The 26,513-nt window shown below is 73.5% G+C and carries 23 protein-coding genes; 10 read left to right on the top strand and 13 right to left on the bottom strand.

The genetic code is table 11. From position 1 onward, the window contains the following. Nucleotides 1-39 precede the first annotated feature (39 nt). Both AB0924_RS15905 and AB0924_RS15900 read right to left on the bottom strand, forming a co-directional pair. Nucleotides 40-684 carry a lytic transglycosylase domain-containing protein gene (locus tag AB0924_RS15905; RefSeq protein ID WP_366911676.1) on the bottom strand — a complete coding sequence of 215 codons (645 nt, stop codon included), beginning with the start codon at nt 682-684 and terminating at the stop codon, nt 40-42. Between the two features lie 178 nt (nt 685-862). Further along, nucleotides 863-2,281 carry an MFS transporter gene (locus tag AB0924_RS15900; RefSeq protein WP_358939255.1) on the bottom strand — a complete coding sequence of 473 codons (1,419 nt, stop codon included), beginning with the start codon at nt 2,279-2,281 and terminating at the stop codon, nt 863-865. 253 nt (nt 2,282-2,534) lie between these two features. On the opposite strand from AB0924_RS15900, the gene AB0924_RS15895 reads away from it, so the two are divergent. Together AB0924_RS15895 and AB0924_RS15890 are read left to right on the top strand one after the other, a co-directional pair. Then, nucleotides 2,535-3,479 (top strand): amidohydrolase family protein, encoded by a 945-nt coding sequence (locus AB0924_RS15895; RefSeq protein WP_366911675.1) that lies wholly within the window; start codon nt 2,535-2,537, stop codon nt 3,477-3,479. 173 nt (nt 3,480-3,652) lie between these two features. Then, on the top strand, nt 3,653-5,734 hold the full coding sequence (locus AB0924_RS15890; protein WP_358939250.1) for a SpoIIE family protein phosphatase: 2,082 nt from the start codon (nt 3,653-3,655) through the stop codon (nt 5,732-5,734). A 75-nt stretch (nt 5,735-5,809) separates the two neighbouring features. On the opposite strand, the gene AB0924_RS15885 is transcribed toward AB0924_RS15890, so the two are convergent. Both AB0924_RS15885 and AB0924_RS15880 read right to left on the bottom strand, forming a co-directional pair. Beyond that, the gene (locus tag AB0924_RS15885; RefSeq protein WP_366911674.1) at nt 5,810-6,802 is read right to left on the bottom strand and encodes a DMT family transporter; all 993 of its coding nucleotides are present in this window, start codon (nt 6,800-6,802) and stop codon (nt 5,810-5,812) included. After that, nucleotides 6,799-7,404 carry a TetR/AcrR family transcriptional regulator gene (locus AB0924_RS15880; RefSeq protein WP_358939246.1) on the bottom strand — a complete coding sequence of 202 codons (606 nt, stop codon included), beginning with the start codon at nt 7,402-7,404 and terminating at the stop codon, nt 6,799-6,801. The genes AB0924_RS15885 and AB0924_RS15880 overlap by 4 nt, the downstream gene beginning before the upstream one ends. 180 nt (nt 7,405-7,584) lie before the next feature. Here AB0924_RS15880 and AB0924_RS15875 point away from each other — a divergent pair, with 180 nt between their 5' ends. Beyond that, nucleotides 7,585-7,797 carry a hypothetical protein gene (locus tag AB0924_RS15875; protein WP_366911673.1) on the top strand — a complete coding sequence of 71 codons (213 nt, stop codon included), beginning with the start codon at nt 7,585-7,587 and terminating at the stop codon, nt 7,795-7,797. Between the two features lie 14 nt (nt 7,798-7,811). Next, nucleotides 7,812-8,651: an SDR family oxidoreductase gene (locus tag AB0924_RS15870; RefSeq protein ID WP_358939242.1), complete on the top strand. Its 840-nt coding sequence runs from the start codon at nt 7,812-7,814 to the stop codon at nt 8,649-8,651. Between the two features lie 67 nt (nt 8,652-8,718). On the opposite strand, the gene AB0924_RS15865 is transcribed toward AB0924_RS15870, so the two are convergent. Then, on the bottom strand, nt 8,719-9,999 hold the full coding sequence (locus AB0924_RS15865; protein ID WP_358939240.1) for a GNAT family N-acetyltransferase: 1,281 nt from the start codon (nt 9,997-9,999) through the stop codon (nt 8,719-8,721). A 170-nt stretch (nt 10,000-10,169) separates the two neighbouring features. On the opposite strand from AB0924_RS15865, the gene AB0924_RS15860 reads away from it, so the two are divergent. After that, nucleotides 10,170-10,646, top strand: a complete 477-nt coding sequence (locus AB0924_RS15860) for a glutaredoxin domain-containing protein (protein WP_366911672.1) — start codon at nt 10,170-10,172, stop codon at nt 10,644-10,646. Nucleotides 10,647-10,707: 61 nt separating this feature from the next. On the opposite strand, the gene AB0924_RS15855 is transcribed toward AB0924_RS15860, so the two are convergent. From AB0924_RS15855 to AB0924_RS15830, 6 genes are all read right to left on the bottom strand, one after another. Further along, nucleotides 10,708-11,037: an STAS domain-containing protein gene (locus tag AB0924_RS15855; RefSeq protein ID WP_358939235.1), complete on the bottom strand. Its 330-nt coding sequence runs from the start codon at nt 11,035-11,037 to the stop codon at nt 10,708-10,710. Beyond that, on the bottom strand, nt 11,034-12,401 hold the full coding sequence (locus AB0924_RS15850; RefSeq protein ID WP_358939302.1) for a SpoIIE family protein phosphatase: 1,368 nt from the start codon (nt 12,399-12,401) through the stop codon (nt 11,034-11,036). Before AB0924_RS15850 ends, AB0924_RS15855 begins: the two co-directional genes overlap by 4 nt. Next, nucleotides 12,401-13,204, bottom strand: a complete 804-nt coding sequence (locus tag AB0924_RS15845; protein ID WP_358939233.1) for an alpha/beta hydrolase — start codon at nt 13,202-13,204, stop codon at nt 12,401-12,403. The genes AB0924_RS15850 and AB0924_RS15845 overlap by 1 nt, the downstream gene beginning before the upstream one ends. Nucleotides 13,205-13,303: 99 nt before the next feature. Further along, on the bottom strand, nt 13,304-14,104 hold the full coding sequence (locus tag AB0924_RS15840) for a thioesterase family protein (protein WP_358939231.1): 801 nt from the start codon (nt 14,102-14,104) through the stop codon (nt 13,304-13,306). A gap of 89 nt (nt 14,105-14,193) precedes the next feature. Further along, nucleotides 14,194-14,751, bottom strand: coding sequence for a PaaI family thioesterase (locus tag AB0924_RS15835; protein WP_358939229.1), 558 nt, complete (start codon nt 14,749-14,751; stop codon nt 14,194-14,196). Nucleotides 14,752-14,806: 55 nt separating this feature from the next. After that, complete coding sequence (locus AB0924_RS15830; RefSeq protein ID WP_358939226.1) at nt 14,807-15,106, bottom strand: antibiotic biosynthesis monooxygenase; 300 nt, start codon at nt 15,104-15,106, stop codon at nt 14,807-14,809. 540 nt (nt 15,107-15,646) lie between these two features. Between AB0924_RS15830 and AB0924_RS15825 the strand changes: the two genes are divergently transcribed. Next, the gene (locus tag AB0924_RS15825) at nt 15,647-16,606 is read left to right on the top strand and encodes a helix-turn-helix domain-containing protein (protein WP_358939224.1); all 960 of its coding nucleotides are present in this window, start codon (nt 15,647-15,649) and stop codon (nt 16,604-16,606) included. A gap of 67 nt (nt 16,607-16,673) precedes the next feature. Here AB0924_RS15825 and AB0924_RS15820 read toward each other — a convergent pair whose 3' ends face one another. Beyond that, a complete protein-coding gene (locus AB0924_RS15820) occupies nt 16,674-17,960 on the bottom strand; it encodes a PAS domain-containing protein (RefSeq protein ID WP_358939222.1) in 1,287 nt (428 codons plus the stop codon). Nucleotides 17,961-18,298: 338 nt separating this feature from the next. Here AB0924_RS15820 and AB0924_RS15815 point away from each other — a divergent pair, with 338 nt between their 5' ends. From AB0924_RS15815 to AB0924_RS15800, 4 genes are all read left to right on the top strand, one after another. Continuing rightward, nucleotides 18,299-19,672, top strand: a complete 1,374-nt coding sequence (locus AB0924_RS15815; RefSeq protein ID WP_366911671.1) for an ATP-grasp domain-containing protein — start codon at nt 18,299-18,301, stop codon at nt 19,670-19,672. Beyond that, nucleotides 19,669-21,681, top strand: a complete 2,013-nt coding sequence (locus tag AB0924_RS15810; protein WP_358939217.1) for a PEP/pyruvate-binding domain-containing protein — start codon at nt 19,669-19,671, stop codon at nt 21,679-21,681. Before AB0924_RS15815 ends, AB0924_RS15810 begins: the two co-directional genes overlap by 4 nt. An 8-nt stretch (nt 21,682-21,689) precedes the next feature. Continuing rightward, the gene (locus AB0924_RS15805; protein ID WP_366911670.1) at nt 21,690-23,036 is read left to right on the top strand and encodes an MFS transporter; all 1,347 of its coding nucleotides are present in this window, start codon (nt 21,690-21,692) and stop codon (nt 23,034-23,036) included. A gap of 152 nt (nt 23,037-23,188) precedes the next feature. Continuing rightward, the gene (locus AB0924_RS15800) at nt 23,189-24,277 is read left to right on the top strand and encodes a hypothetical protein (protein ID WP_358939213.1); all 1,089 of its coding nucleotides are present in this window, start codon (nt 23,189-23,191) and stop codon (nt 24,275-24,277) included. A 44-nt stretch (nt 24,278-24,321) separates the two neighbouring features. Here the strand turns inward: AB0924_RS15800 and AB0924_RS15795 are convergent, their stop codons facing one another. Beyond that, nucleotides 24,322-26,484, bottom strand: a complete 2,163-nt coding sequence (locus AB0924_RS15795) for a prolyl oligopeptidase family serine peptidase (RefSeq protein ID WP_366911711.1) — start codon at nt 26,482-26,484, stop codon at nt 24,322-24,324. Nucleotides 26,485-26,513 lie beyond the last annotated feature (29 nt).

Below are 26,513 nucleotides of genomic sequence, written 5' to 3'. Positions count from 1 at the left end.
TTCACATCCCGTTACCCGCACCCCAGGCGGGCATGCTCCCTATACCCCGTTTGCCCGATTCTGACTGGTCGGTGCCCCCGCCATGGCCCCGGAAGCCCCGGCACCCCGGCCGGCGAACTGGGCGAGGGCCTCGGCGGACCGGTGGCGGTTGGCCCGCAGGCGGCGGAGGTAGGACCGGGCCATGGGGCCCGGGGGCACCCCGCGGGCGAAGGCCAGCATGTTGCGCTCACCGGCGTTGTAACCCAGGGCGAGGAGTTCGTCCCGGCGGTAGCGGCGCACATGCCGCCGCGGCAGCCGCCGGTCGAGGTCCTTCAGGTGCAGCGCCGCCGCCCGCACGGCGAACGCGGGATCGTCGCGCAGGTCCTTCCACCGGCCCGTCAGGCCGTGCGCCCGCCGGACCTGTTCGAACGTGGCCCGGTGCATGTTGGCGACACCGAAGGAGGCTTCGGGCTTCCACCAGTGCCACAGCCGCTCAAGCAGCGGGTGGTGCGGCTTGTACGCCTCGTTGTGGAGCACGCCCATCAGCAGCAGCGCCGGCACACCGGCCTCCTCGGCGCAGCGCACGACGAGGGCGGCGTAGTCGCCCGGGTCGTACCCGCCCGGCCGCAGCGGCGGTGTCGGGGCGTCGCCCCGGTCGGCCGGCCCGGACGATTCTCCCGACGCCGCGATCGCTTCCCGCGTCATCCCTGCCCACTCTCCCTGGTCTCCTCGACGGACGTGGCGACCTGCCCGTGCTCCGCCGTCGTGACGTCCGCTTGCCCGCGCGGCGGACCCTCAATCCAACGCGGTGGGCGGGCGTACGACGGTCCCCGGCCCGCTGGGAGGCGGGGCCGGGGACCGAAGGGTGAGCGAGGGGAAGCGGCTACGGGGCGGCCACGGAGGAGCCGGCCGTGGCGGGGATGCCGTCGTCCGCCGATCCGGTCTCGCCGTCGTCCAGGGAGACGTCCTTGGTCTCCTCGCCGAGGAAGAGCGCGATCAGCGTCAGCACCGCCATGGCGGAGAGGTAGACGCCGACCAGCCAGGGTGAGCCGTCGCCGGCCTGCCACAGGGCCACCGCGATGAACGGGGCGACGGCCGCCCCGAGGATCGAGCTGACGTTGTACGAGATGCCGGATCCGGTGTAGCGCACGCTCGTCGGGAAGAGTTCGGGCAGGAGCGCGCCCATCGGGCCGAACGTCATGCCCATCAGCGTGAAGCCGAGCACGAGCCAGAGCACGACGCCGAGGGTGCCGAGGCCGATCAGAGGGACCCAGACCAGCCCGAAGACCACGATCGCGGCGGTGATCCACATCAGGGTGGTCCGCCGGCCGTACTTGTCGGCGAGCGGGCCGGAGACCAGGGTGAACACGGCGAAGAACAGCACGCCGAAGATCATCATCAGGACGAACGTGGTGTAGCTGTAGCCCAGGCCAGGCACGGCGGCGCTCTCGGGGGTGCGGCCGTAGCTCAGGGAGAACGTTGTCATCAGATAGAACAGCACGTACGTGGCCAGCATGAAGAAGGTGCCGAGGATCAGCTGCTTCCAGTGGCCGCGGACCACGGCGGCCAGCGGGAGTTTGCGCACCTTTCCCGCCTCGCGGGTCTTCGCGAACACCGCGGACTCGACGAGCCGCGAGCGCACCCACAGGCCGATGGCGACCATCACGGCGGAGAACAGGAACGGGATGCGCCAGCCCCAGCTCAGGAAGGCGTCGGAGGGCTGTGTGGGATCGCTCCCGGTCGCGGACGGGAGCAGGGCTCCGATGATCAGGAACAGGCCGTTGCCGATGATGAAGCCGAGCGGGGCTCCCAGTTGCGGGAAGGTGCCGTACAGGGCGCGCTTGCCGCGGGGCGCGTTCTCGGTCGCGACCAGCGCGGCACCACTCCACTCGCCGCCGAGCGCGAAGCCCTGCGCGAGCCGCATGAGGACGAGCAGCGCGGTGGCGATCCAGCCGGCCTGGGCGTAGGTGGGGAGCACGCCGATCAGCAGCGTGGCGAGGCCCATCGTCAGCAGCGAGACGACGAGTGTCCGCTTGCGGCCGAGGCGGTCGCCGAGGTGTCCGAAGAAGATGGCGCCGATCGGGCGGGCGACCATCGCGGCGCCGAAGACCGCGAAGGACGACAGCAGCGCCGTGGTCGGGTCGCCGCCAGGGAAGAAGAGGGAGGGGAAGACCAGGACGGCGGCGGTCGCGTAGACGTAGAAGTCGTAGAACTCGATCGTCGTGCCGATGAGACTGGCGATGAGGACGCGGGACCGCGGATTGACGGGTGTCTGGGCGGAGCCGGTGGCTGGTGCGGGCATTGCTCGGTCTTTCGCGCGCGAGGTGGAGATCGGTTGCCGAAGGCCCGGATCCCGCACGCATCCCCTCGCCGAAAGACCGTGCGAACTGTACGGGCGATGTAAACGCTCTCACTAGTCTTGCTTTCTGAAAAGCAAGTACCACGATGTGAGATTCGGGTGCCTCTCCGGTCCGCTGGCGGGGACGGCACGACCTGACGGTTCAGGTGGCGGCAGGGGTGGACCCGCGCCGTGGGCATGGCCGATGGTGGGCGGCATGAATGATCACCACAAGCCGGCCGCGGCGACCGGTTCACGAGGCTCCACCAGTGACGTGACTGCCGGTGGGGACGAGGCCGGGGAAGTCCGCCGTTTCTGGGGCCGGCTCGGGATTCCCGGGCTGATCGACGTCCACACGCACTTCATGCCCGAGCGTGTCCTGCACAAGGTCTGGGACTACTTCGACACTCAGGGACCACTCACCGCCGGGCTCGAGTGGCCGATCGCCTACCGGAGGGCGGAGGAGGAACGGACCTCCCTGCTGCGGGAGTTCGGTGTCCGGGCCTTCACGGCGATGCTCTATCCGCACAAGCCCGGAATGGCCCGGTGGCTGAACGGCTGGGCGGCCGACTTCGCCCGCCGCACCCCCGACTGCCTGCACACCGCCACGCTCTTCCCCGAGCCGGGCACAGAGATCTATGTCCGTCAGGCCGTCGAGGCGGGCGCCCGCGTGTTCAAGGCGCATGTGCAGGTCGGGGGGTACGACCCGGCCGACCCGCTGCTCCAGCCGGCCTGGGGGGTGCTGGCCGAGGCCGGGGTTCCCGTGGTGATTCATTGCGGTTCCGGGCCCGCACCGGGCAGGCACACCGGCCCCGGGCCGATCGCACGGGTACTGGCACGGCATCCTCGGCTGCGGCTGATCGTCGCCCATCTGGGCATGCCCGAGTACGAGGAGTTCCTCGGTCTCGCCGAGCGGTACGAGCAGGTGCGGCTGGACACGACGATGGCGTTCACCGACTTCACCGAGGAGCTCATGCCGTTCCCGCGCCGGGCCCTGCCCCGGCTCGCCCGGCTCGGCGACCGCGTCCTGCTCGGTTCCGACTTCCCCAACATCCCTTACGCGTACGCGCACCAGTTGCACGCCCTGGAGCGGCTCGGTCTCGGCGAGGAGTGGCTCCGGGCGGTGTGCCACGGCAACGCGGCGAAGCTGTTCGGGCTGTGAGCATGATGGATGTGCCGTGGTCGCTCCGTGGCGCGAGGGCCGTCCCCCGGCCCGGCCCCGCTGGGCGGCGCGCACCGCCGCGCCTCGGGCGCGGCGGTGGAGGCGGCGGGCAGCCTCCTTACGTGCTCTGCTGAGAGGGACACCCCCTGCGGCGAGGGAAGGGAGCGGGGCCGATGAGCCGAGCCGAGCAGCGCCCGCAGTGGGCGACGGACCGCGCGGAGAGCACCGTCGCGGAGCCGAGCGGGCTGCTGGACCTGCTGGGTGTCGCGGCGGTGCTGGTGGAGGCCGACGGCCGGATCGACATGTGGAGCCCGCAGGCCGAGGAGCTGTTCGGCTACACCGGGGAGGAAGCGGTCGGGCAGTACGCGGCGCCACTGCTCCTGCACCCCGAGCACCGCGACGCGGCGATCACGCTCTTCGCCGAGGTGATGGAGTCCGGCCGGGGCTGGGCGGGGGCGTTCCCCGTCCGGCACAAGGACGGCCGTACCCGGATGGTGGAGTTCCGCAACATGCGGCTGACGGACAACCTGGGCGATCACTACGCCCTGGGGCTCGCCACCGACCGGGCCACCCTGCGACAGGTGGAACGCAAGGTGGCCCTGTCCACCCGGCTGGTCACCCAGGCGCCGGTCGGGCTGTCCGTCCTGGACAACGAACTGAGGTACCTGGCCGTCAACCCGGCCATGGCACAGATGCACGGCTGGCCCGAGGCGGAACACCTCGGCCGGAGGTACCGGGACGTCCTGCCCGGTGATCCGTTCCGGAGTGCCGAGTCCGCGATGCGGGAGGTCCTGGCGACCGGCGTTCCCATGGTGGACCGGCAGGTGGTGGGCCGCACCGCCGCCGACCCGGACAACGACCACGCCTGGGCGGTCTCGCTCTACCGCCTGGAGGACACGCACGGGCACGTGCTGGGCATCGCCAACGTGGTCATCGACGTCACCGACCGCTACGAGGCCGGCCGGAGGGCCGACCGGGCGCAGCAGCGGCTGCGGCTGATGGCGAACGGTTCGGCCCACATCGGCACGACCCTGGAGGTGGAGCGGACGGCGCGGGAACTGACCGACGTCGTGGTGCCGGGCCTGGCCGACATGGTCGCGGTCGACCTCCTGGACTCCGTCCTGCAGACGGGCCACACGAAGCTGGGCGAGGGCCCCGCCCAGTTCCGCGCCCTCGCGGTCAAGACCGCCTACCCCACCGACGCCGCCGAGGCGATCGTCCCGCCCGGCTCCCTCACCACGTACCACGCCGACCATCCGGCGGCCCACTGCGTCCGCACCCGTAGGCCGCAGCTGATCACCCATGTGGGCAGCGGCGGCCACGACCGCATCGCCGCCGACTCCGAGAAGGCCGGTCTGCTCGCCCGGGCCGGTGTACACACCGACATGGCCATCCCGCTCATCGCCCGCGACAACATCATCGGCGTCATGGGCCTGGCCCGCGCGCGCAATCCGCAGCCGTTCGACGAGGACGATCTCGCCCTGGCCTGCGAGCTCGCCTCCACCGCCGCGCTGAGCATCGACAACGCCGTTTTGCACGAGCACATCCGCAGCGCGGCCGAGACCCTCCAGCGCAGCCTGCTCCCGCGGCTCCCGGCCCGCCATCCCGGCCTGGAGGTGGCCGCGCGATACCGGCCCGCCCAGGCCTTCAGCCAGGTGGGCGGCGACTGGTACGACGTGATCCCCCTCGACGGCGACCGGACCGTCCTCACCGTCGGCGACGTCATGGGCAGCGGGATCGACGCCGCCACCACCATGGGCCGCCTGCGGACGGCCACCTCCACCCTCGCCGACCTGGACCTCGACCCCGCCCGCGTCCTCACCCACCTCGACAGGATCACCCTGGGTCTCGACCCCTACATCGCGACCTGCCTCTACGCCGTCTACGACCCCCGTCGTAGACGGCTCCACCTGGCTTCCGCCGGGCACCTGCCCCCGGCCCTGATCCGGGCCGGCCGGCCGCCCGAGCTGCTGGACCTGCCCACCGGTCTTCCGCTGGGCGTCGGCGGCGCGCCCTTCGACACCACGACCCTCACCCTGGGGCCCGGCGACCAGCTGGTTCTCTACACCGACGGCCTGATCGAGACCCGCGACGACGCGATCGACGTCCGTCTCGACGCCCTGCTGCGCCTGCTGGCGGAGCCGGGCCGCACCGTGGAGGAGACCTGCGACCGGCTCCTGCGGCGGCTGCGGCACTCGACCGGCCACGACGACGTCGCCCTGCTCATCGCCCGTGCCCAGCCCTTGACGCCGTAGCCGGTACCGGGGGCGCGAGCGCGCCGGGGTGCGTCCGAGCGCCCGGCCTCGGTGAACCTCCGGGTGCTCGGCCGATCAGCCCTCGGCCGGGTGCGCCCGCGCCGCCGGCACGGGTGCGCCGGTCGGTTGTGCCACTTCGTCCCGCGCCACGTCGCGGGCGCCTGTCGGCGCGGTGAGAACGGCGAGGCACATGATGACGAGCACGATGCCGGTCCATCCGGCCACGGGGAGGCGCTCGCCCACGACCAGGACGGCGAGGACGGCGGCGACGGCCGGTTCGAGCAGGGACAGGGTGGTGGCCGTGCTGGCCGGGACGTGCGCGAGCCCCCAGCCGAACAGGACGTAGCCGGCGAACATCGGCACCAGCGCCATGTAGACGCCGACGGCCGCGTTGGGCCACGAGTGAACGAGCGGGCCGCCGGTCGCCAGCAGGACGGGGACCAGGAGCAGGCCGCCGAGGCCGAACACGGCGCCCATCGCCGCGCGCGAGGGGATCCCGCTGGTGATCAGCCGGTGCGCGGCCCAGGAGTAGAGGGCGTAGGTCCCGGCGACGAGTCCCAGGCCGACCCCGAGCAGCATGCCCGCCACGGACCGCCGTCCCGCGCCGTCGGAGGCGTGAGCGGCTTCCGCGACGCACAGCAGGGCGGTGCCGAGCAGGCCGAGGAAGGCGGCGAGCATCCAGCGGCGGGTGAGCCGGCGGCGGTCCACGACCCGCTCGATCACCGCCGAGGCCAGCGGGGCGGTGCCGATCGACACCACGGTGCCCACGGCGACACCGGCCAGTCGCATGGAGCTGTAGAAGGCCAGGGGGTACACGGCCACCGAGACGGCGCCGAGCAGTACCGTCCCGCGTCGGGCGCGCAGGCGCGGCGCGTTGCGGACGGTCGGCCGCGCGGCGGCGAGGGCCTGGAGGAGCCCGCCGAGCCCCATGGCGACGGCGCCGATGGCCAGTGGGCCGACTCCTGGAGCGAAGGTGGCGGCCGTTCCGGTCGTGCCCCACAGCACGGAGGCGGCCAGCACGCACAGCGCCCCGGTCCCCGCGGACCTGCCGCGTCCAGCGCCCTTCACAGCCGGTCCAGCAGGCCGGCCGCGAGCGCGCGGGCGTTCCGCAGGCGCGCGTCGTCCCCCTCCAGACCGGCGCGGGCCATCGCGCCCTCCAGGAGGAACGACAGGTGCTCGGCCGTCGCGCGGGCCTCGTCGGGGCGGCCGGGCAGCAGTTCGTCCAGGTGCCCGGCGAGCAGTCGCTCGACCTCCTCCTTGTGGGCGCGGACCACGGTCCGGCCCTCGTCACCGGCGGGGAACTCGGCGGCGGCGTTCAGCAGACCGCAGCCGCGGAAGCCCCGCTCGTACGCGAACGCGGCGTGGTCCGCGTACGCGTCGAAGACCGCGAGGACCCCGTCCCGCGGCCCCCGCGCCGACTCCAGCCGCGCCCGGTAGAGACCCAGCCACTCCTCGTGCCGGGCGTCGAGATAGGCGCGGACCAGTTCGGCCTTGGAGGAGAAGTTGTTGTACAGGCTCATCTTCGCGACGCCGGCCTCAGCGGTGATCGTGTCGATGCCGGTCGCCGCCACACCGTCGGCGTAGAAGCGCCGGGCCGCCGCCTCCAGCAGCCGCTCCCGCGCGGGGCGGCGCCTTCCACGGGCCGTCGTTCTCATGTCGGTCTCGCCCATCGCCATCCAGACTAGGTAGGTAGGTCTACCTAGAATAGAACACGCGTGGAGCCCGCGGCCTCGTGCGGCCACCGGCCCTGTGACGTGGCACGCACAGCGGCCGATCGGAAAGTCCGGTTTCGCCGGGTCTGATGGGTACCCGGCGCCCGAAAACCCGTCACTCGTTCCGAGGTGAAGGCAATGACCACTGCTCACGGGTCCTCAATGGAGACGCACCCCGACATCGTCGACATGCGCATGCGCCACGAGATGGCAGAACGCGCCACGAGCACCCCCCAAGGGCAAGCCGTCGCCACCCTCCTCGCGCTGGCCGCCACCGCGGCCGCCGGAAAGGCCGAGTCCAGGAAGTCACGGCACAGCGGCACGACAGCGCCGTTCACGTCCGGCCGCTGACGACGGATCAGCGCATGGCATCCGACAAACCGGCCCGTCGGGCCGTGGTGACCGGGGCGTCGTCCGGTATCGGTACCGAGTACGCCGCCGCGCTGGCCCGGCGGGGCTGGGACCTGGTGCTCGTCGCCCGGCGCGCCGAGCGGCTCGACGCGCTGGCAGGGCGGCTGCGCGAGGAGGCCGGGGCCGCGGTGGATCCGATGGTGGCCGATCTCGCCCGCTCCCCGGACCTCGCGCGGGTCGCGGAGCGGGTGGCCGGCGACGACGTGGCGCTCCTCGTCAACAACGCCGGGATCAACGGGTACGGGCCCTTCGCCGAGGCCGATCCCGCCCTGCTCGCCAAGGTGATCGACGTGAACGTCGTGGCGCCGACGGTGCTGACCCGCGCGGCCCTTCCCGGCATGATGGCGCGCGGCCACGGCGCCGTCGTCAACGTCGCCTCGCTGCTGGCGTTCGCCGGCGCCCTGCCCCCGGGGCCTCTCCCCCACCGCGCCGTCTACGGAGGCACCAAGGCGTACATGGTGACGTTCACCAGGACCCTCGCCGCCGAGCTGGGCGACTCGCCGGTGCGGGTGCAAGTCGTCTGCCCCGGGCTGACCGCCACCGAGTTCCACCTCGGCACCGGCGAGGCTCCCGTCCCCGGGGAAGCCCGGGTCCACGACGAGGGCGGCATGCCCGCCGCCGACGTGGTGGCGGCCTCCCTCGCCGCCCTAAGAAGCCGAGAGGTGGTGTGCGTGCCCGGTCTGTCCGACCCCGGGCCCCTGACCGGGCTGGCCGACGCGGAACTCGCCCTGCGCGACGGCTCGGGCGCCGCCTTGGCCGCCCGCTACCGCAGCGCGGAGCGCTCGACCGGGTGAGCCGGGGTGCGCCCCTACGCTGCCCCGCTGCGTTCTTCCGGCGCGACACGCCCCGCCGGTACCGGTCTCAGAGCCGGCTGTGTTTGTCGATGTCCTCGGTGAACTCCTCGATCGCCCGTGCGGTGAGCGTCGGCCGGGTGTCGGCGATGGCGGTCAGGTAGTCGTCGGTGGTGGCGGGTCCGCTCTCGCGCCGGGTGACCTCTCGTTCGAACGCCGCCTGGGCTCCCTTGCGCGCCGCGTATTCGATGTCGGCCGGGGTGAACAGTTTGCTGGCCTCCACCAGCCGGGCGAGGTCGACGGCGTCGGTGGCGGCGGCTCTGAGATAGCGGGCCCAGATCGCCGACCGGGCGGTCGGGTCCGGCGGGCCGATGGGGATGACGTAGTCGAACCGGCCCGGTCGCAGGAACGCCGGGTCGAGAGAGCGAACCGAGTTGGTCGCACAGGCCAGCAGGCGTGCGTCGTGCTCCCGGAAGACGGGGATGAGCTTGAGCAGCTCGTTGGTGACTCCGTGCCCCGGATCGACCGCCTTCCCGGACCGCACGGCGGCGATCTCCTCGACTTCGTCGATGAAGAGTACGACCGAGTCCAGTTCCGCCAGTTCCGCGAACACCTCCCGCAGGGCCGCGGCCAGTCCTTCGCCGGTGTCGGCCGCGAGGCGGGAGGGGAAGAGCTCCACGAACGGCCAGCCGAGCCGCGACGCCACCGCCTTGGCGAAACTGGTCTTTCCGGTGCCGGGCGGGCCGAACAGCATGACCGCCTTCGGCGGGACGACGCCGTAGCGGTCGGCGAGCACCGGCTCGGTCAGCGGCAGCACGACACGGCGCTCGATGACCTGCTTCTCCCGCTCCATGCCGGCCATCGCGTCCCACAGCCCCTCGGGCAGCATGCGGCCGCCCAGGGCCGCGAGGACGTCGGCGTCGGCGGCCCCCGGCGGTTCGAGTTTCTCGTAGTACGTGAGGTCGTCGCGGGACTGGTATCCGGAGTTGGCCAGGGCCTTCGTTCCCGCGGCGTGGGCGGGCAGCAGCGCGCTGATGTGACGGACCCCGGCTGCCCGCAGCCGCCGCTCCAGCTCGGCGACGAGCGCGCTGCCGATGCCGCGCTCGCGCCAGCGGGAGGCCAGTGCCACCAGGAGGATCCATCCCCGCCTGGCGTAGGACTGCGCCACGGCCATGCCCACCAGCTCGTCACCGACCACGGCGACGACCGCCGTCTGGCCGGACTTGGCCGCGGCCATGACCTCGGAGACCGGGAACACCCGGTCCTCGTCGGCCCCGCGGCTCTGGTCCCAGATCTGGATGGCCTGGTCGAGATCGTCGTCGTGATAGTCGCGCAGGTGCCATACGGGCATCGTCACCACCACCTCGCTCGGCGCGGAGATCCCATTGTCCGCCGCGGGAGTGAGCGGTGACGAGTCAGGCCGCGGCGCCGCGTGCGACGCGGGCCGGGCCGCCTGGCGCCCGGAAAGCCGAGGGCGGCCGGGTTCCGGGATCGTCCGGGCGCCCGATAGCCTGCATGTCCATGACTCGTAGTTGGACTGTGCCGCTGCTGCTCGGGCTCTGCGGTGCGGTGATCGCGACCGGGCTGTTCCTCGGCAGGGGCCCCGGCGCGGCCCGACCGGTCCTGCTGTGGTTCTTGCTGCTGGCGGTCGTGTACTCGCCCGTGGTCTTTCCGCGGTCGGTCAGTGCGCGGGAGGCACGGAGTCGCAGCACGGCCGACGGCCGACCGGTCGTCTTCTGGCGGCCCGGCTGCAAGTACTGCCTGCGGCTGCGATTCCGGCTGGGCCGCGACGCCGGCCGGTTGCACTGGGTGGACATCTGGCGTGACCCGGCGGGAGCGGCGGCGGTCAGGGCGGTGAACGGCGGCGACGAGACCGTGCCGACCGTCGTCCTGGCGGGCCGCCCGTACGTCAACCCCGATCCCGGCTGGCTGCGCGATCAGCTCTCCGCCGCCGTTCGAGACGGCGGGACGGCGGCGGACTCGGGAGGCCGCCCGTAGTCGGCGGCGGGTCGACGACGGCCGCCGGGAGACTCCACCGCCAGGGCGGGTGGCGCCGCGGTCAGCCGGCCGGCGGGGCCGGGCGGAGGGTGAAGACCTGGTCGAGGCCGACCATCGTGAGGGCTCTCAGAAGGTGGTGCGGGACCGCGGTCAGGACGATGCCGGCGTCCGCCGCCCCGGCGTACTGGCGTGCCGCGAGCAGGACGGTGATGCCGGTGGAGTCGCAGAACTCCAGGCCGGACAGGTCGAGGTCCAGGCACTGGCCCGGCTTCAGGGCGAGGGACGCGACCTCGCGCCGCAGGACGGCGGCCTGCGCGTGGTCGAGTTCACCGGCCACGTGCAGGACGGGGCCGGCGGTGGCGTCACGGTGCGTGATGGTCAGCGGGGTCATCGTGGGTGCTTCGTTACCGGGCGGGGGTGGGCTGCCGGGTCGGGGGCTTCGGGCGCGGGGGCTCCGATGGCGAACAGGGCCGTGTCGTCGTCGAGGCCGTCGCCGAAACCTTTCAGCAGTTCGGTCAGCGCGGCGATCAGCGCCTGCGGGGCGGCCGACGCGTGGTCGGCGGCGAAGGCGAGCAGGCCCTCCTCGCCGTAGAGACTGTCGCGGGTGGGACCGGTGCGGGCCTCGGTGAGACCGTCGGTGTAGAGCAGGAGCGTGTCACCGGGGGCCAGGGTCGTCCTGGCGGTGGTGAAGGGCGCGGTGGGCAGGGCGCCGACGAGCAGGCCGCCGGGGGTGCACAGGAACTCGGCACGGCCGTCGGCTCGCATGACGAGCGCCGGAGGGTGACCGCCGGAGGCCAGCTCGACGGTCGTGTGCCCGTCGCCGGCGCCGGGTTCGAGGATGCCGAAGACGCAGGTGCAGTACCGGGGGTCGCCGCCGGCCGTGTACCGGTCGTGCAGGACGGTGTTCAGGGTCGTCAGCACGGCGGCGGGCTCGGGGGTGTGGTGGGCGGCGGCGCGCAGGGTGTAGCGGGTCAGTGAGGTGAGGGCGGCGGCCTGGGGGCCCTTGCCGCATACGTCCCCGAGGAAGAAGGCCCAGCGGTCTCCGTCGATGGGGAACAAGTCGTAGAAGTCGCCGCCGAGTTGGTCGGGGGACGCCGTGTGGTAGTGGACGGCGGTCTCCAGTCCGGGGACGGCCGGCAGGGTGTCGGGCAGCAGGGACTGCTGCAGCACGGCGAGCGCGTCCGCGAGGCGTTCCCGGTCGGCCTCGGCCTGCTTCCTCGCCTCCTCGGCCTCGATGCGCGCCTGTTCGGCCTCGGCGCGGGCGCGTTCGGCGTCCTGGCGGCGGCGCAGCAGTTCCTCTTCGTAGGCACGCCGGTCGGAGGCGTCGACGACGGTGGTACGGATCAGCAGGGGTTCGCCCTCGCTGCCGTGCTTGACCGCGGAGGAGACCAGTACCGGCAGCCTGCTGCCCCGGGTGGTCTTCATCTCCAGTGCGACGCCCCGCAGTTCGCCCTGCATGCGCAGCAGCGGCGCGAAGTGCGTCTCGTGGTACATCCTGCCGCCCACCGTCAGCAGATCCGTGAAGCGCCTGCGTCCCACCACGTCCTGGCGCCGCAGGCCCAGCCAGTCGAGCAAGGTGCTGTTGACCTTGGCGACCGTGCCGTCCATCAGGGTGGACAGATAGCCGCAGGGCGCCGACTCGTAGAGGTCCTCGGCACTGTCCTCGAGCAGCGCGGTGAAGGCCGGGTCGACGTCCTCCTCGCCACCCCGGCCGTTGCCGTCGGGCGGCTCGGAGTGGCTGTCCGTACGGCAGATCACGGCCGCTCCCCCAGGAAGTCGAGGATCGCCGCCGCCGTGGCTTCGGGGGCGCTCAACTGCGGGCAGTGGCCGGTGGCGTCGAGGGTGACGAGGCGGGATGCGGGGATCGCCGCGTGCACGTAGGCGCCGACCTCGCGCGGCGCGATGACGTCCTCGGCGCACTCAAGGATCAGCGTGGGAACGGTCACGGTCTTGAGGTCGTCCCGGCTGTCGGAGAGGAACGTGGTGCGGGCGAAGACGCGGGCGATGTCGGGATCGGTGGCGCAGAAGCTGTTGGTCAGCTCCTGCCCCAGCTCCGGCCGCTCCGGGTTGCCCATGATCACCGGGGCCATGGTGGTCGACCAGCCCAGGTAGTTCGACTCCAGGGAGGCCAGCAGTTCGTCGATGTCGTCCGCGTCGAAGCCGCCGCGGTAGCCCTCGTCGTCGATGTAGCGGGGCGACGGCGCGACCATCACCAGGGCCCCGATCCGCTCCGGCGCGGTCCGGGCCGCCAGCACCCCGGCCATGGCGCTGACCGAGTGGCCCACGAACACCGCCCGGTCGAGGTCCAGCTCCTCGCAGACCTCGACCACGTCCTGGGCGTAGCCGTCGAGTGCGGAGTACCGCGCCTCGTTCCAGGCCGACAGGTCGGAACCGCCGGAGCCGACGTAGTCGAACAGCACCACCCGGTACCGTTCCGCCAGTGCCGGGACGACCAGGCGCCACATGTTCTGGTCGCAGCCGAACCCGTGCGCCAGGATCAGGGCGGGCGCGGCGGCCGGGCCGGTGACCGTCACGTGGTTCCTTCGACGGATGTCCATACCATGCATCCTCCCACCCGGTACGACCAGCACGTAAAGGCGGCCCCCGGCTTCCGGCCCGGCAGCCCGGCAGCCCGGTGAGCCGCCCGTGACCGCCGGTCAGCCGCGCTCGGTCACGTAGAGGCTCTGCGTGCCACGGCCCAGCGGGCCCTTTTCGTCGTGCAGGGCGGACTCGGCGAGACCGATGCCCACGCCGTCCACCATCGTCCGCGCGTCCAGGCAGACCCACTCGCCCTCGGGGTGGCGGTGCAGGCTGACCGTGAGATCGGCGTTGACGAAGACGTAGCGACGGAAGTCGAGTGCCGAGCTGACGCCGTTGCCCGAGTCGGCGGCGGTCAGCACCCGGCTGAGCGGTGCGATCTCCTCGCCCGCGACCAGGGGCACCCTCATCCGCATCCAGGCCGTGGCCGGGCCGGCTTCGAGGAACGAGCCCGCGGCGAAACGCACGTCCATGGCGGTGTGGTACCCCTGGTCCCAGGGGACGGGGAAGAACGCCTGCGGGGCCACGGCTCCGGGCCCGGGCACCTGCGGGCCCGGCGACACCTCCGGTACCGACTCGGGCGCCGTCCGCATCAGCAGGGCCGTCGCCCGCATCACCTCCGTACCGCCGTCGGGTGTCAGGGCTGCCTCGACGAGTTCGACGCCGCGTCCGGCGCGGAGTACGCGCGTGGTGACGGTGAGCGGCTTTATGGGGACGGGCCGGGTGATCTCGTAGGTGAGCCGGGTGATCCGCATGTCCGGCCGGCCGCCGGGCCGTTGTTCCACGGCGAGCCCGAGCAGCGCGGCCGGCGGTCCCGCGTGCTGCGCCCCGGCGTCCCAGGGGCCCCGGGTGTAGGCGGTGGGAAGGAACCGGTCGGCGGCCTCCCGCTCGTAGAAGGCCTCTGCTTGCGACGACGGCATGGTGCGTCCTTCCTGTCCCGCGGACTTCCCCAGCACCTTACCAAGCGCTTGCTCACCTCAGGAGGGTCGCGGCCCCGCGAGGCGGGCGGTCAGCCTCCCTCCGGCAGCGCGAGGACAGCGCAGGTGGTGGTGCCGTGCGCGTAGAGCTTTCCGTCGGCCGTGCCGGTGATCCTTGCCTCGGCGGTCGCGGTGGTGCGGCCGGCGTGGACCACCGTGCCCTCGCAGCGCAGCGTCGGGGTGCCCGCGAGGACGGGGCGCACCATGTGCACACCGAGCTGGACGGTGGTGTAGGCCCGCCCCACGGGCAGCGTGGACATCACGGCGCTGCCGAGGGCCGAGTCCAGGAGCGTGGCGAGAAAGCCGCCGTGCACGGTGCCCATGGGGTTGAGCAGGTGTTCGGCGGGGTCGCCCTCGAAGACGGCCCGGCCCGGCTCCGCCGCCACCAGGCGGAAGCCGAGCGTCCCGCAGATCGGCGCCTGGGGGAGGCGGCCGTCGAGGCACATGCGGAGCACCTCGAGCCCCGAGCGGCCGGCGCCGTCGGCGTAGCCGGTGGGCGGCTCCCAGGTGTGGGTGCGGGAACGGGCGGCCGGAGCCGTGCCGTGCGGTGCCTGGAGCGCCGCGGCCGGGGCGGGCGTCGTCGGTGTCATGGGCGGTGGGCCTCCTGAGCCTGGGGAACGGTGGGGTGCGGGGGCGACGGGGCGCTCAGGACAACTTGACCGCGAGCAGGTCCACGGGCCGGATGTCCGGCGCCGCGGCGAGCAGAGTGTCCGCGGCCCCCATGAGGGCGGCGGCGATCCGGCCGCGCAGATGCGCGGTGCGGTCGTCCTCGCTGTCGAAGGTGTCGAAGACGCCGAACGTGGTGGCGTCCTCACGGAAGGCGAACCAGGTGAGGGTCCGCTTCTCCTCCTCAGCGAGGTGCACGGCCTCGGCCAGCAGGCGGGCGACGTCGTCGGCGTGCTCCGGCTTGGCCTCTATACGGGCGAGCAGACCGATGTTGTTCATGATGACGGGCTCCTTGGTTCTGTCCGGCGCCTCGGGTGAGGGGCGCCTGGGCGGCTGTTCCGGCGTGACCGCGCGGCATGCGGACGCGGGCTGCGACGCCGGCCGTTCTCGGGTCCTCCCTGCGGGGACACCATCCACGCTAGGCCGGTGTCCCGTCGGGCCCCAGTGTCGTAAACGACACGCCCGGCATCGTTTCCGACACCCGCCCGGCGTCCGCCCGCGGTACGCCCGACCGGGAGTCGTCACGGACGTCGAAGATCGAACGGAATTGGGGCTTCCGTTTCCATCGGCGGGCGCGTAGGTTCCGACTACCCCGCGTCGGCGTCCACCGAGGCGTCGGCCCGCCGGTCCCGGGACGGCGGGCCGCGCGGGGGCCAAATACTTGGCCACGGCAGCCACTTGGGCGGGCCGGGGCGCGCGGCGTGCCGCTGTCGGCGGTGCGACCGCGCCCTCCTCCGACGACGCTGCCCGCGCCGCCGCCGGCCCTCCGGCTGCGCCGACCCCGATGCCGGAAACGGCGCGCCTGTTAGCGTTTCCGCCATGGACGTCTCGGTGCTGGTGTACGACGGCGTGTTCGACTCGGGGCTCTGTGCCGTGCTGGACGTCCTGGAGGCGGCCAACGCGATGCGCGGTGAACTCGCCCAGCCGCCACCCGCCTGGAACGTGACGACGATCGGCTTCAGCCGTCAGGTCCGCACGGGCGCCGGGCATGTCGTCACGGCCGAGCCCGCGTCCGCCGCGGACACCGCCGGTCTGCTGCTGGTTCCGGCGCTCGCCGAGCGCCGCCCCGACGCCCTCCTGGAGCGGGTGGCGGGACCCGACCTGGCCGGCGTCCGGGAACTGGTCGCCGGCCGCCGGGGCCGGGGCGAACCCCTCGCCTCCGCCTGTACGGGCACCTTCCTGCTCGCCGAGTCCGGCGTCCTCGCCGGCCGCCGGGCGACGACCACCTGGTGGCTGGCGCCCGTGTTCCGCCGCCGCTATCCGGACGTCGCGCTCGACGAGAGCAGCATGGTGATCACGTCCCAGGGGGTGACCACGGCCGGAGCCGCGTTCGGGCATGTCGACCTCGCCCTCGCCGTCGTCCGCTCGGCCAGTCCGGCCCTGGCCGACCTGGTGGCCCGCTACCTCGTCGTCGACGAACGGCCCTCGCAGTCCGCCTACACCATCCCGAGCGCCCTGGCCCAGAGTGACCCGCTGGTCGCCGCCTTCGAGCGGTGGGCCCGTCTGCACCTCGACACGCCGGACAGCCTGGCCGCCGCGGCGCGCGCCCTCGGGGTCAGCGAGCGCACGCTCCAGCGCACCGTCCGCCGGGTGCTCGACACGACGCCGGTGCGGTTCGTGCAGGATCTGCGCGTCGAACAGGCCACGCATCTGCTGCGCACGACGGACCTGTCCCTGGAGACCATCGCCCGCAGAGTCGGTTACGAGCACGCCGCCACCCTGCGCGCTCTGCTGCGCGACCGCACCGGAACCACCACGGCGGGTCTGCGGGCCCGCTGAGCGGCGACCGGCCGGCGCACCCGGCCGGTGGCGGTGACCGTACGGATCACGGGCCGGACGGACGGGCTCAGACCGCGCTCAGCGGGTGAGCCGCCGTGGCGGACCGCGGGGGCCAGGCCTGGGGGGCGAGGATGCCGAGTACGTAGGCGCGGGCCACCAGGGCCGGGCGGGTGGCGGCGTCCAGGATTTCGCGCAGGCGGCTGAGGTGGTAGTCCACGGTCTGCCGGGACAGGTGCAGCGTCCTGGCGATCTCCGCGTTGCTGCGCCCGGCGGCCAGCAGGGCGAGTATGCGGACCTGGGCGGCGGTCAGGGGTGGTCGGGCCTCGTGGGGCAGACCGAGGTGCGTCAGGACGGCCCACACGCCGGCCACCCGCTCCGGGACGCGGCACACGGCGCTCAACTGGATCAGGGCCCGGCGCTGCCGGTGGTCCGCGTCGACGAGTACGGCGCAGGTGCGCGCGCTTCGGCGCCGGCCGCCGACGAGGTCGTTCCAGATCCGGTGCAGGCCGGTGCGTTCCGGGGTGTCCGCCAGCAGTGTGTCGGCGGGCCGACCTATGAGGTCGGAGAGGCGGACGCGCAGGAGTTCGGCGACCGCCGTGCCTGCCTCCTCGACCAGTCCGTCCGCGGACAGGCGGACGCAGGGCAGGCCGCTGTGATCGCGCAGAGCGCTCAAGTCCTCCTCGGCGCGGTGCCGTTGGTCCAGTGCCCGGGCGTGCTCGGTGACGTCGACGTAGATGCCGGCCACGCAGCGTGCCGCGCCCCAGCGGACGGGGAAGCGGTACCCGGCGGCGTGGCCCGGTGATCCGTCGGAGCGCCGGTAGGTCAGGCTGTGCCGGACGGGGGTGCCGCAGGAGAGGGTCTCGCGGTCCAGGGCGAGGAACCGTTCGACGTCGTCGGGTTCGTCGACGTCGGCGAGGTGACGGCCGATCACGGCGTCGCGCGTGGTGCCGTACAGGTGGGCGTAGGCGTGGTTGGCCCACAGGTAGCGGCCGCCCGCGTCGCGCACGAAGGCCGCGGCCGGGGTGAGGTCGGCGAACGAGGCGTACGGGTTCCCCTCCGCGCGGCCGCCCACCTCGACCGCCACCCCCCTGCTGCCGTGCCGGTCCGGGCCCGTGTCCCGGTCCGGCCAGTTGACGTCGAAGGTCCGGCCCTCGAAGGACGCCTGGTACGGACCGGCGCCGGAGGGAAGCGGGGTGCCGCCGCGGTCGGCGCAGAGGGCTGCCAGGAAGCGCCGGGCGGTGCGTTCGTCGCCGAACGCACCGCCCCCGCTGTCCACGACGGTCAGTCCGCCGTCGGCCTCCCACCAGGTCACCGGAAGGGTCTCGAGCAGCGCCTTGAAATCGGCCTCGTCCACGGCCCAACTCCTTCAACCGTCTACTACCGTCACTTTACGTAACACATCATGCGTATCCCGTAGCGCGGTGGACATGCCGGGGTGGCTGGACGCGGCGCCTCCGGAGCCGCATCGGCCTAGCGCATCACCGTCCCCGCGCAGGACGGCGAACGCCTTCGGCAGTCGGGCATTTGCCTGAGCCGTTCGCGTATCACGGGCCCTCGGGCGGGGGTCGGGGCTGGTTCGCTTGAAGGAGGCGGTGAGACGGCGGGCGCGTACGGCGCAGCCGCGGTCCCGCCGTACGCACTTGGCGCGTGACGCGCCTCAACCGACAGCGCGATCAGAGGAGTTGAGTATTCGTGAGCAGGGTGCTGTACGTGCATGCCAAGGGCGGTCCCCCGGTGGGGCACGCTCTGACGCGGGTGGCCGCGAGGTCCGCGGTGCACCTGCTGGCACTCAGCGAGCTGCCCGCCGCCGTGGCGGCGGACGCCGGCGGTTTGTGCGAGTCGGTCGTCACGGCCGGGGACCTGCCGGCTTCGGGCCTCGTCGAGCTGATCGCCGGGCGGGCGCGTGAGGTCGGCGCGGACGCCGTCGTCACGTTCTCCGAGTACGCGGTGGTCGCGGTCGCCGAGGCGTCCCGGCGGCTCGGGCTGCGTGGTGCGGGGCCCGCGGCGGCGCTGGCCCGTGACAAGCGGCTGATGCGCGCCGCCTGGGAGCGCCGCGGGATACCTCAGCCGAGGTTCCGCTCGGTCACGAACGCCGCCGAACTGGACGCCGCGGCGGCCGAGTTGTCGTACCCCCTGCTGCTGAAGGCCGCCTGGAGCGCCGGTTCGACGGCGCACCAGATCATCGAGGCGCCCGAGCAGGCGCGGGAGGCCTGGCAGCGGTCCCGGGCGGTGATGGCGGAGTCGGCGCTGCTGGGGTTCGCGGAGCTGCATGTGGCGGGCGCCGGTGAGGACTTCATCGTCGAGGAGATCGTCAGCGGCTGTGCCGGGGAGTGGTTCGACGGCTCGGGCTGGGGTGACTACGTCAGTGTCGAGGGCGTGGTCGTGGACGGCGTGTTCCGCCCGGTGTGCGTGAGCGGGCGGATGCCGACGGTGGCGCCGTTCACCGAACGCGCCGGTATCACCCCGGCCGCGCTCGGCGGCGACGCCCAGGCCCGGATCGTGGAACTGGCCCGGCGGGCGGTCGAGGCCCTGGGTCTGGAGAACTGCGGGACCCACACGGAGATCAAGCTGGGCGCGGACGGCCGTATGTGGGTCATCGAGACGGCCGCGCGGTTCGGCGGCGCGATGACGGTGCCGCAGATCGCGGAGGTCTTCGGGCTCGACCTGGTGGGCCTGTTCACCGATCAGCTGCTCGGCCGCTCACCCGCGTGGCCGGCGCGTGCGCTGACCGGCGAGGACGCCGAGGGTGCGGCCGGTTCCCTGGTGGTTCTCGCGGTGGACGGCGACGGCGCTCCGTGGGCCCGCCGTCATCTGTGGGACCCGGCGGCGGTCCTGCGCGGCGCGCCGATCGGGACGGGCAGCTCGCTGTCCGTCGTCCACGAGAACTCGCTGCCGCAGGGCACCCCGGTACCGGTCTACGACCCGGCCGCCGGGGCCAACACCATGGCGGGGCTCTGCCTGTTGTCGGCCGACCGGCCGCAGTCGGTGGTCCGCGACCTCACCGCGCTGGTGGACGCCCTGCCGCGCCTCCTGCCCGCGCACGCCGGCGAGGGGGTGCGGGCATGACCCTCGCACTGGACGGAACGGGCGTGCCCGACGCGGCCGGCGACCGCACGGTCGTCGGGGCCAACCTCTCGCTGCCGCTGTTCCGCACCCTGTCCGGGGTGCTGGCCGGGCATCCCTACCTGAAGGTCGTGGTGGACCGCGCGAAGGACACCTGGCACCTGCTGGACACCCGGGTCCACCCCTTCCACGTCAACTACATCGCGACCCGTGTCCTCGGCCTGACGCTGGACGAACTCGACGCGGACCTCGACGCGTTCAACGCCTCCGTCTACACGGACCCTGAACGCCGCTTCCTGCTGGGCGTGCTGTCCCTGCACACCGACGAGGAGGCCGACGGCGCCGAACGGCCCTTCCTGGTGCTGGAGACGACCGAGGCCGACACCATGCACGGCGCGCTGCTGGAGGAGTTCTACGGCTATGTGCGCGGGCGGGTCGACGGACGCCTGCCGCTGCTGCTCAAGCCCGCGAACCACGGGCAGGAGCACGAGCTGTCCCACGTCAGTGAGACACGGGTACCGCGCATCCTCAGCCACGAGCTGTTCGGCAACCGGACCCGGACCTGCCTCAACCCGGGCGAGGCGCGGGGCCGGCTGCGCTACTTCCGCACCCTGGCGGAGTACGAGGGCGCGGCCGGAGAGCTGGGCTGGTCGGACATCGTCGCGATGCCCTGCCCGCCCGACGACGTGCCGCGCGTCGCAGGGATCATCAACACGGCTCCCATCACGCCGCTCTCCCACACCAACGTCCTCGCCTCGGGCTGGGGCATCCCGAACGCGATCGTCCGCGATCTCGACGACGTCGTGCGGCGCGACGGGCTCGACGGCGCGTGGGTGCGATACCGCGCCGAGGAGGACGCCGTCACTCTGGAACGGCTGTCCCGCAAACCGGCCTTGACCAGGCCCGCCTGGCACCAGCAGCGGATCCGTCTGGAGGCGCCGTTCCTGGAGGACGCGCCGGCCCTCGCGCTGCACCGGCTGCGCGGCGCCGACCGGGACAGTTACGGCACCAAGGCGGCGAGCCTCGGGGAGCTGCATCACGTCCTGGACAGCCGCACCGCGGACCTGACCGCGTTCTACGCGCGTCCACGTCCGCCGCGGCCCGATCTGCTCGGCCACCTCGCCGCCCGGCTGGGCGAGCCCGGCGCGTCGCGGGAGCGGCTGCGGGCCGCGGCGGCGGCACGGGTGGCGGAGACGGTCCGCGCACCCGAGGGCGTGGCGCTCCCGTTCCGGCTGCACCATCTCTTCCTCACCTCGTCGCCCGCGCTGCAACAGGGCATCGGCAAGCTGAAGATGGCGCTGGAGCTGGAGGCGTTCGACGTCATCGACTCCCTCGCGCTCAGCCTCCAGCAGCTGACGCGCACCACGCCGGTGCCCGACGAGGTGGAACGCGCGATCACCGCGTCGGTGGCGCCGCTGTCGGACGACGGGCGCCGTCTGGTGGTGCGCTCCTCGTCCAACGCCGAGGACCTGCCCGGCTTCTCCGCCGCCGGGATCTACGACTCGGTCACCACGGTGCGCGGCACTGACCAGCTCATGGACGCCGTACGGCAGGTGTGGGCGTCGCTGGTGTCGCCGCGCAGTGTGCGACTGCGGCACCAGGCCGGTATCCCGCTGGACGACACCTACATGGGGGTGATCGTCCAGGAGTACGTGCCGGCCGGTCTCGGGGGTGTGCTGGTGACCTGCAATCCGACCCGCCGCGAGGACTTCCGCAACGTGTACATCAACTGCGCGCCGGGCTCCCCCGAGCGGGTGGTCGACGGCACGATCCTGCCGCAGCAGTACCTCTACAACACCGTGGAGGGCGGCGGGCGCACGGTCGACGTCGGCTCGTCGGGCGAGGACCTGCCGGCCGCGACCCGTGCCGCCCTGGCCCGACTGGCCCTGGCCGGACGGCTGTTGCAGTCGCACTTCGGGGCGGACGACCCCGACGGCGCCCTGGACATCGAGTGGCTCATGACGGCCGAGGGGGCGTTCCGTCTGGTCCAGGTCCGCCCCTACTCCCGGTGAGGCCCGGTATGCCGTCCCCGCGGTTCACCTCACCGGCACCGGTGGCGAGTCCGGCCGCCCGGCGCGTCATCCGCCTGAACAACGGGTTCCAGCTGCTGTTCAACCTGTTGTGGTGGATGCCCGTCTTCTACGCCTACCAGCGGGACGCGGGTCTGTCCGACGACCAGATCTTCGGCATCCAGAGCATCTACTACATCGCCTTCTGCCTCTTCGAGATACCGACCGGAGTCGTCGCCGACCGCATCGGCGCCCGCAACTGCCTGAGCGCCGGCGCGGTGGTCATGACGGCGGCCAACCTGGCGCCGGTTCTGTCCCCTTCGTACACGGGCTTCCTGGTGCACTTCCTCGCCATCGCCGCCGGGCGTTCGCTGACGTCGGGGGCGGCGAGCGCCTATCTGTACGACGGTCTTCGGGCCGAGGGGGCGCAGGCCCACTATCTGCGGGCCGAGGGGACGGCCCGGGCCCTCGGGCTCGCCGCCAAGGTGATGTGCTGGCCACTGGTCGGGCCCCTGATGACGCTGGCCCCGCAGACCCCGTACGTGCTCAGTGCCGCGAGCGCGGCCGGTTCCCTCGGCTGCGCGCTCGCCCTGCCACGGCTCGCCGCGTCCGGGGGCGGCCAGGTCCGCCCGGGCGCCCGGGCGGGGCGTGACGGCAGCCTCCTGCGCGACACTCGGGCCGCCCTGCGCGCCCTGCGGTCGTCACCGTGGCTGGCCCTGCTCATGGTGCAGGGCGTGGCCGTCTTCACGCTGTCCCGGATCTGCCAGGTGAACCTGTTCCAGCCGGTGCTTCTGGAGCACGGCATCGGGGAGAGCGCGCACGGCGGGGTGCTCGCGGCGATGACGGTCGCGGAGGCGGTGACCTCGGCCCGGCCCCAGTGGCTGGGCCGCCGGCTGCCGCCGGTGGTCTGGGTGTCCCTGCTGAGCGTGGCGCTCGCCGCGACGCTCGCGGGCACCACCGTCGGCGGCCCCTGGGCCGTGGTGGCGCTGTTGTGCGCGTTCGCGGCGATCACCGGGTTCGTCTATCCGGTGCAGCGCAAGCTCGTCAACGACGCCATCCCGGCTGACGCGCCGCGGGCCACGCTGCTGTCGGTGGAGAGCATCGTGGACCGGGGCGTGTGCGCGCTCGCCGCGGTCGCCGCGGGCGCCTATCTGGCGGCCGGGCGGCTCGACGCGCTGCTCTGGCACAGTGCGGCGGTCACTTGCGTGCTGATGCCGGTGCTCCTGCTGGCACTGCGCCGCACCCGCTCGCGAAGTGGCCGCCGGGACACGGCACATGTCGGCGCGGCCCCGGCGGCACCGCTCGCGGAGGAGCCGGTCCCGCTGCCCGTCGACGAGGGCGCCGCGCCCCGCCCCTGAGCCGGGCCCGGCACCGGAAGCCGGCCGGACCGCCCGGCCGGCCATGCCTTTACTTCGTTGCCGATCATGTAAGAAACTGGTGCGCCCGCGCCTGTTCGGCCTCGCGAGACGGTGCCCCCACCCCGGCTCCACGTACCCGGTGAAGGACGCCCATGCGACGCTCCACCCTGATCACCCGCGCCCTCGGCGGCGCCGCCCTGGCCTGTGCGACCGTGGCCCTGTCCCTGGTCTTCGTACGCTACGACGCTCCCGCGCCGCGCTGGGACATCCTGTCGGCCCTCGCGGCGGGCCTGGTCACAGCCGGCGGATGGGCGCTCACCAGCCGCGCGGCGCCGAGGCTCAGCCCGGGTGGGCCGGCGGCGCCGGAGCAGGTGCCGCCGCTGCCCCGCCGGCTGCCCCTCCCCGCGCGCCGGCCGGGCCGTACGACGGGTGCCGTCCTTCTCCTGGTGACTCCGCTGGTGCTGAGCCGGCTGGCCGCCGGTTCGGGCGGGGTGCTCTCCGGAGTGGTGATCATCCTCGTGCTCGTGCTGACGGTGAAGACGCTCCTCTTCGCGCGCCGCCAGGTCAGCCAGGCCGCCGTCCGGGGCAAGTTGCGGGTGCTGGTGGACGACGCCGCCCGGGGAGAGCTGCACGCCGTCCGGGCCCGGGCCGGGCGGCCCGTGAGGATGCGGTACAGCGAACGTGGTTCCAAGCCGGGCGAGTTGAACGTCACGCAGTACCACTGGCTCGTCCTCGAGGCCGACGGCCGCGAGCTGAAGCTCGCCGCCCCTCCCCAGGAGGTGGGCCGCGCGGCCCTGTGCCTCGGCGGGCAGGAGGGCTGGCTGTGCTGGCCGGAGCGGTGGAAGCTCATCGAGGACGAGTTGCCGGCCGCGTTCGTCGCCGACACCGGCGAGGTGGTCATGGGTCTCGCGGACCCGGACGAGGCACGCCCGTATCTCCACGGCTCCCACCGGCCCGTCGTGTCCGGGCGCCCGGTCCGGCGCCTGCCCCGCACCACCGGGTTCGCCAAGGCCGTGCACGGCCCCGTCCTCGGCGGGGCCCTGCTCGCGGCCCTGATCACCACGCCCGTCCTGTACTTCGGCCCCGACGGGATGCCCTGGGCGCTCGACTGGCTCCTGTGTGCGCTGGCGGCGGCCGCGCTCGTCGTGTTCCCGCTGCGCGGAGTCGGCCAGGCGTCCCAGGCCCTTCCCGAGGGTGTCTCCTGGACCGTCGAGGAGGAGTCCGACCCGTCGATCGCGTGAGCCGGGCGGCGGCCCGACGCGACGGCCTGTCGCGATGGGGCGGGTCAGGCGGGCCGGCTCGTCAGGTGCCGCTGGATCCAGTCGGCGGCGGACCTGCGGAAGAGGCGCCGGTTGTCGGCCCGACGGAAGTCATGCCCCTCCTGACGCAGCATCAGGAGCTCGGCCTCCAGGCCGCGTTCCCTCGCCGCTCGCACGAACTGCCGCGACTCCCCCACCGGCACGTTGGTGTCGTGTTCGCCGTGCACGGCGAGCACCGGTACGCGCAGGGCGTCGACACGGCTCATCGGTGACAGGGAGCGCAGCAGTTCGTGGTCGCGTTCGGGGTGCCCGTACTTGTGGGCGGCCGACTCGGCGATCCACGGTTCGGTACCGGCGAAGAACGTGGTGAGGTCGGACATCCCGCAGACCGCCACGCCGGTGCGGAACAGCTCCGGATGCCAGACCAGGGAGGCCATCGTCAGATAGCCGCCGTAGGAGCGGCCCATCACCGCCAGACGCCGGGGGTCGGCCAGGCCCGCCACGACGACGTGGGCCGCGCAGGCGGCCACGTCCTCGATCGCGGCGAACCGGCTGGTGCCGAGATCCGCGTCCACGAACGAACGGCCGTAACCGGACGAGCCGCGTACGTCGGGGGCGAAGACGTCCAGTCCACGGCCGAGCAGCTCATGGTAGAGGGGCTGCAGGACGGGGCGCTCCTGTTCCTCGGGGCCGCCGTGCAGATGCAGGACGCAAGGGGCCGCCTCGCCCGGGGAGCGGCCGGGCGCCCTGTAGTACCAGCCGCCGAGGGCGAGCCCGTCCCGGGCGACGGGGCGGACGGGAAAGGGCTGCACGGGCGCGTGGCCGGCGTCGGGGACCGCGTCCTCGTCGCGCGAGGACCAGGGGGTGCGCAGGGCCGAGGCGTGCGGCAGCCACCACACGCCGGGCCGCCGCCGCGATCCCGACAGGGCCACGACGGGGCCGTCGGGATCGGGGGCGGGCGCCAGCCGGGTGACCACCTCGTGGGGCAGCGGGATGCCGCGGGAGGTCCAGGCCGAGGGCGCGGCGGCGCGCCGCAGGGCGGCCGGACCGTCCCCCTGGGGGACGCTCGCGGGCAGCTTGGTGATCTCCAGCTCGCTCACCCCGCGCACGTTCCACGACAGGACGGCGTGCCGCCCGTCCCGGTGCAGGCTCAGCAGTTCCAGGTCGCAGTCCGGGCGGGCGGCGACCGGCCACTGCGCCAGCCGCTGCCCCCGCCGGCCCAGCCGTACCGCCAGGAGCGCCGCGAACTCCCGGTCGCTGTCGCTGCGCAGCCACACGGTGCGGCCGTCCGGGGCGAAGCCCCCGATCCACGGATCGCCGTCCGCGACCCGGACGGCGCAGGTGACGGCCCGGTCCCGGCGGCGGACCACGAGCGCCTCGCGCCGGCCGCGCGGGCCCCGGCGCAGCAGGGCGAACCTGCCGTCCCGGCTGAGCGCGCAGACGCGCAGGGTCGGTGCGCCCGCCTCGCTCGCCACGAGCACCGGCGCGCTCGCGCCCTCGGGGTCCACGAGGTAGGCCGCCAGGGCCCTGGGACCGGGTTCCCGCGACGGCGACGTGCCGGGCTCCTGGAGCACGGTCGTGTCGCCTCCCCGCGGGGCACCGAGCGGCGTTCCGCCCAGCAGGACCGCGCGGCCGTCACGTTCCGCCCAGCCGCCGGTGTGGGCGGGTTCGGGGAGGTCCGCGACCGGACCGTCGGGTGCGGGCCGGCTCTGTCCGGCGGGCGCGGGTTCGGTGAGCGTCACGGCGATCGCCGAGCCGTCGTGCGTCCAGCAGCCCAGGTAGGCGGAGGCGCCGGGCTCGCCGCCGGCCAGCAGCCGGCGCCCGGTGCCGTCGGGGCGTACGCACAGGACCCGGGTGAGTTCACCGCCGCCGGGGGCCGTGGTGTAGGCGATCCAGCGGCCGTCCGGCGACCAGGAGACCTCGGTGACCGGGTCGGGGTCGGCGTCCAGCAGCCGTGCCTCCTCGCCGTCGACCGGGCCGGTCCACAGTTGCGGCACCCCGGTCCGGTCGCAGATGAAGGCGACGTTGCGGCCACCGGGATCCACGGAGGGGTACCAGCAGCCGTGCGCGGTCAGCCGCTGCGGTACGTCGTGCGCGGCGGCGGCGTCGGCGAGGAGCACCGGCTCCGGCGCCGGACGGGCCGCCGCCGTGGCGCCCCCGGCCGGGTCGGCCCCGGCCTCCGCGAGCATGCTCGCGGAGGCCGCCGGAGGTGCCTCCG

This window comes from Streptomyces sp. NPDC047869, from assembly GCF_040704065.1.
Classification (GTDB): domain Bacteria; phylum Actinomycetota; class Actinomycetes; order Streptomycetales; family Streptomycetaceae; genus Streptomyces.
This window is presented reverse-complemented; position numbering and strand designations above follow the sequence as displayed.

Coding starts and splice junctions, on each gene's coding strand:
- AB0924_RS15905 (WP_366911676.1), bottom strand. CDS start 684: ATGACGCGGGAAGCGATCGCGGCGTCGGGAGAATCGTCCGGGCCGGCC.
- AB0924_RS15900 (WP_358939255.1), bottom strand. CDS start 2,281: ATGCCCGCACCAGCCACCGGCTCCGCCCAGACACCCGTCAATCCGCGG.
- AB0924_RS15895 (WP_366911675.1), top strand. CDS start 2,535: ATGAATGATCACCACAAGCCGGCCGCGGCGACCGGTTCACGAGGCTCC.
- AB0924_RS15890 (WP_358939250.1), top strand. CDS start 3,653: ATGAGCCGAGCCGAGCAGCGCCCGCAGTGGGCGACGGACCGCGCGGAG.
- AB0924_RS15880 (WP_358939246.1), bottom strand. CDS start 7,404: ATGGGCGAGACCGACATGAGAACGACGGCCCGTGGAAGGCGCCGCCCC.
- AB0924_RS15875 (WP_366911673.1), top strand. CDS start 7,585: ATGACCACTGCTCACGGGTCCTCAATGGAGACGCACCCCGACATCGTC.
- AB0924_RS15870 (WP_358939242.1), top strand. CDS start 7,812: ATGGCATCCGACAAACCGGCCCGTCGGGCCGTGGTGACCGGGGCGTCG.
- AB0924_RS15865 (WP_358939240.1), bottom strand. CDS start 9,999: ATGCCCGTATGGCACCTGCGCGACTATCACGACGACGATCTCGACCAG.
- AB0924_RS15860 (WP_366911672.1), top strand. CDS start 10,170: ATGACTCGTAGTTGGACTGTGCCGCTGCTGCTCGGGCTCTGCGGTGCG.
- AB0924_RS15855 (WP_358939235.1), bottom strand. CDS start 11,037: ATGACCCCGCTGACCATCACGCACCGTGACGCCACCGCCGGCCCCGTC.
- AB0924_RS15845 (WP_358939233.1), bottom strand. CDS start 13,204: ATGGACATCCGTCGAAGGAACCACGTGACGGTCACCGGCCCGGCCGCC.
- AB0924_RS15840 (WP_358939231.1), bottom strand. CDS start 14,104: ATGCCGTCGTCGCAAGCAGAGGCCTTCTACGAGCGGGAGGCCGCCGAC.
- AB0924_RS15835 (WP_358939229.1), bottom strand. CDS start 14,751: ATGACACCGACGACGCCCGCCCCGGCCGCGGCGCTCCAGGCACCGCAC.
- AB0924_RS15830 (WP_358939226.1), bottom strand. CDS start 15,106: ATGAACAACATCGGTCTGCTCGCCCGTATAGAGGCCAAGCCGGAGCAC.
- AB0924_RS15825 (WP_358939224.1), top strand. CDS start 15,647: ATGGACGTCTCGGTGCTGGTGTACGACGGCGTGTTCGACTCGGGGCTC.
- AB0924_RS15810 (WP_358939217.1), top strand. CDS start 19,669: ATGACCCTCGCACTGGACGGAACGGGCGTGCCCGACGCGGCCGGCGAC.
- AB0924_RS15805 (WP_366911670.1), top strand. CDS start 21,690: ATGCCGTCCCCGCGGTTCACCTCACCGGCACCGGTGGCGAGTCCGGCC.
- AB0924_RS15800 (WP_358939213.1), top strand. CDS start 23,189: ATGCGACGCTCCACCCTGATCACCCGCGCCCTCGGCGGCGCCGCCCTG.
- AB0924_RS15795 (WP_366911711.1), bottom strand. CDS start 26,484: ATGCTCGCGGAGGCCGGGGCCGACCCGGCCGGGGGCGCCACGGCGGCG.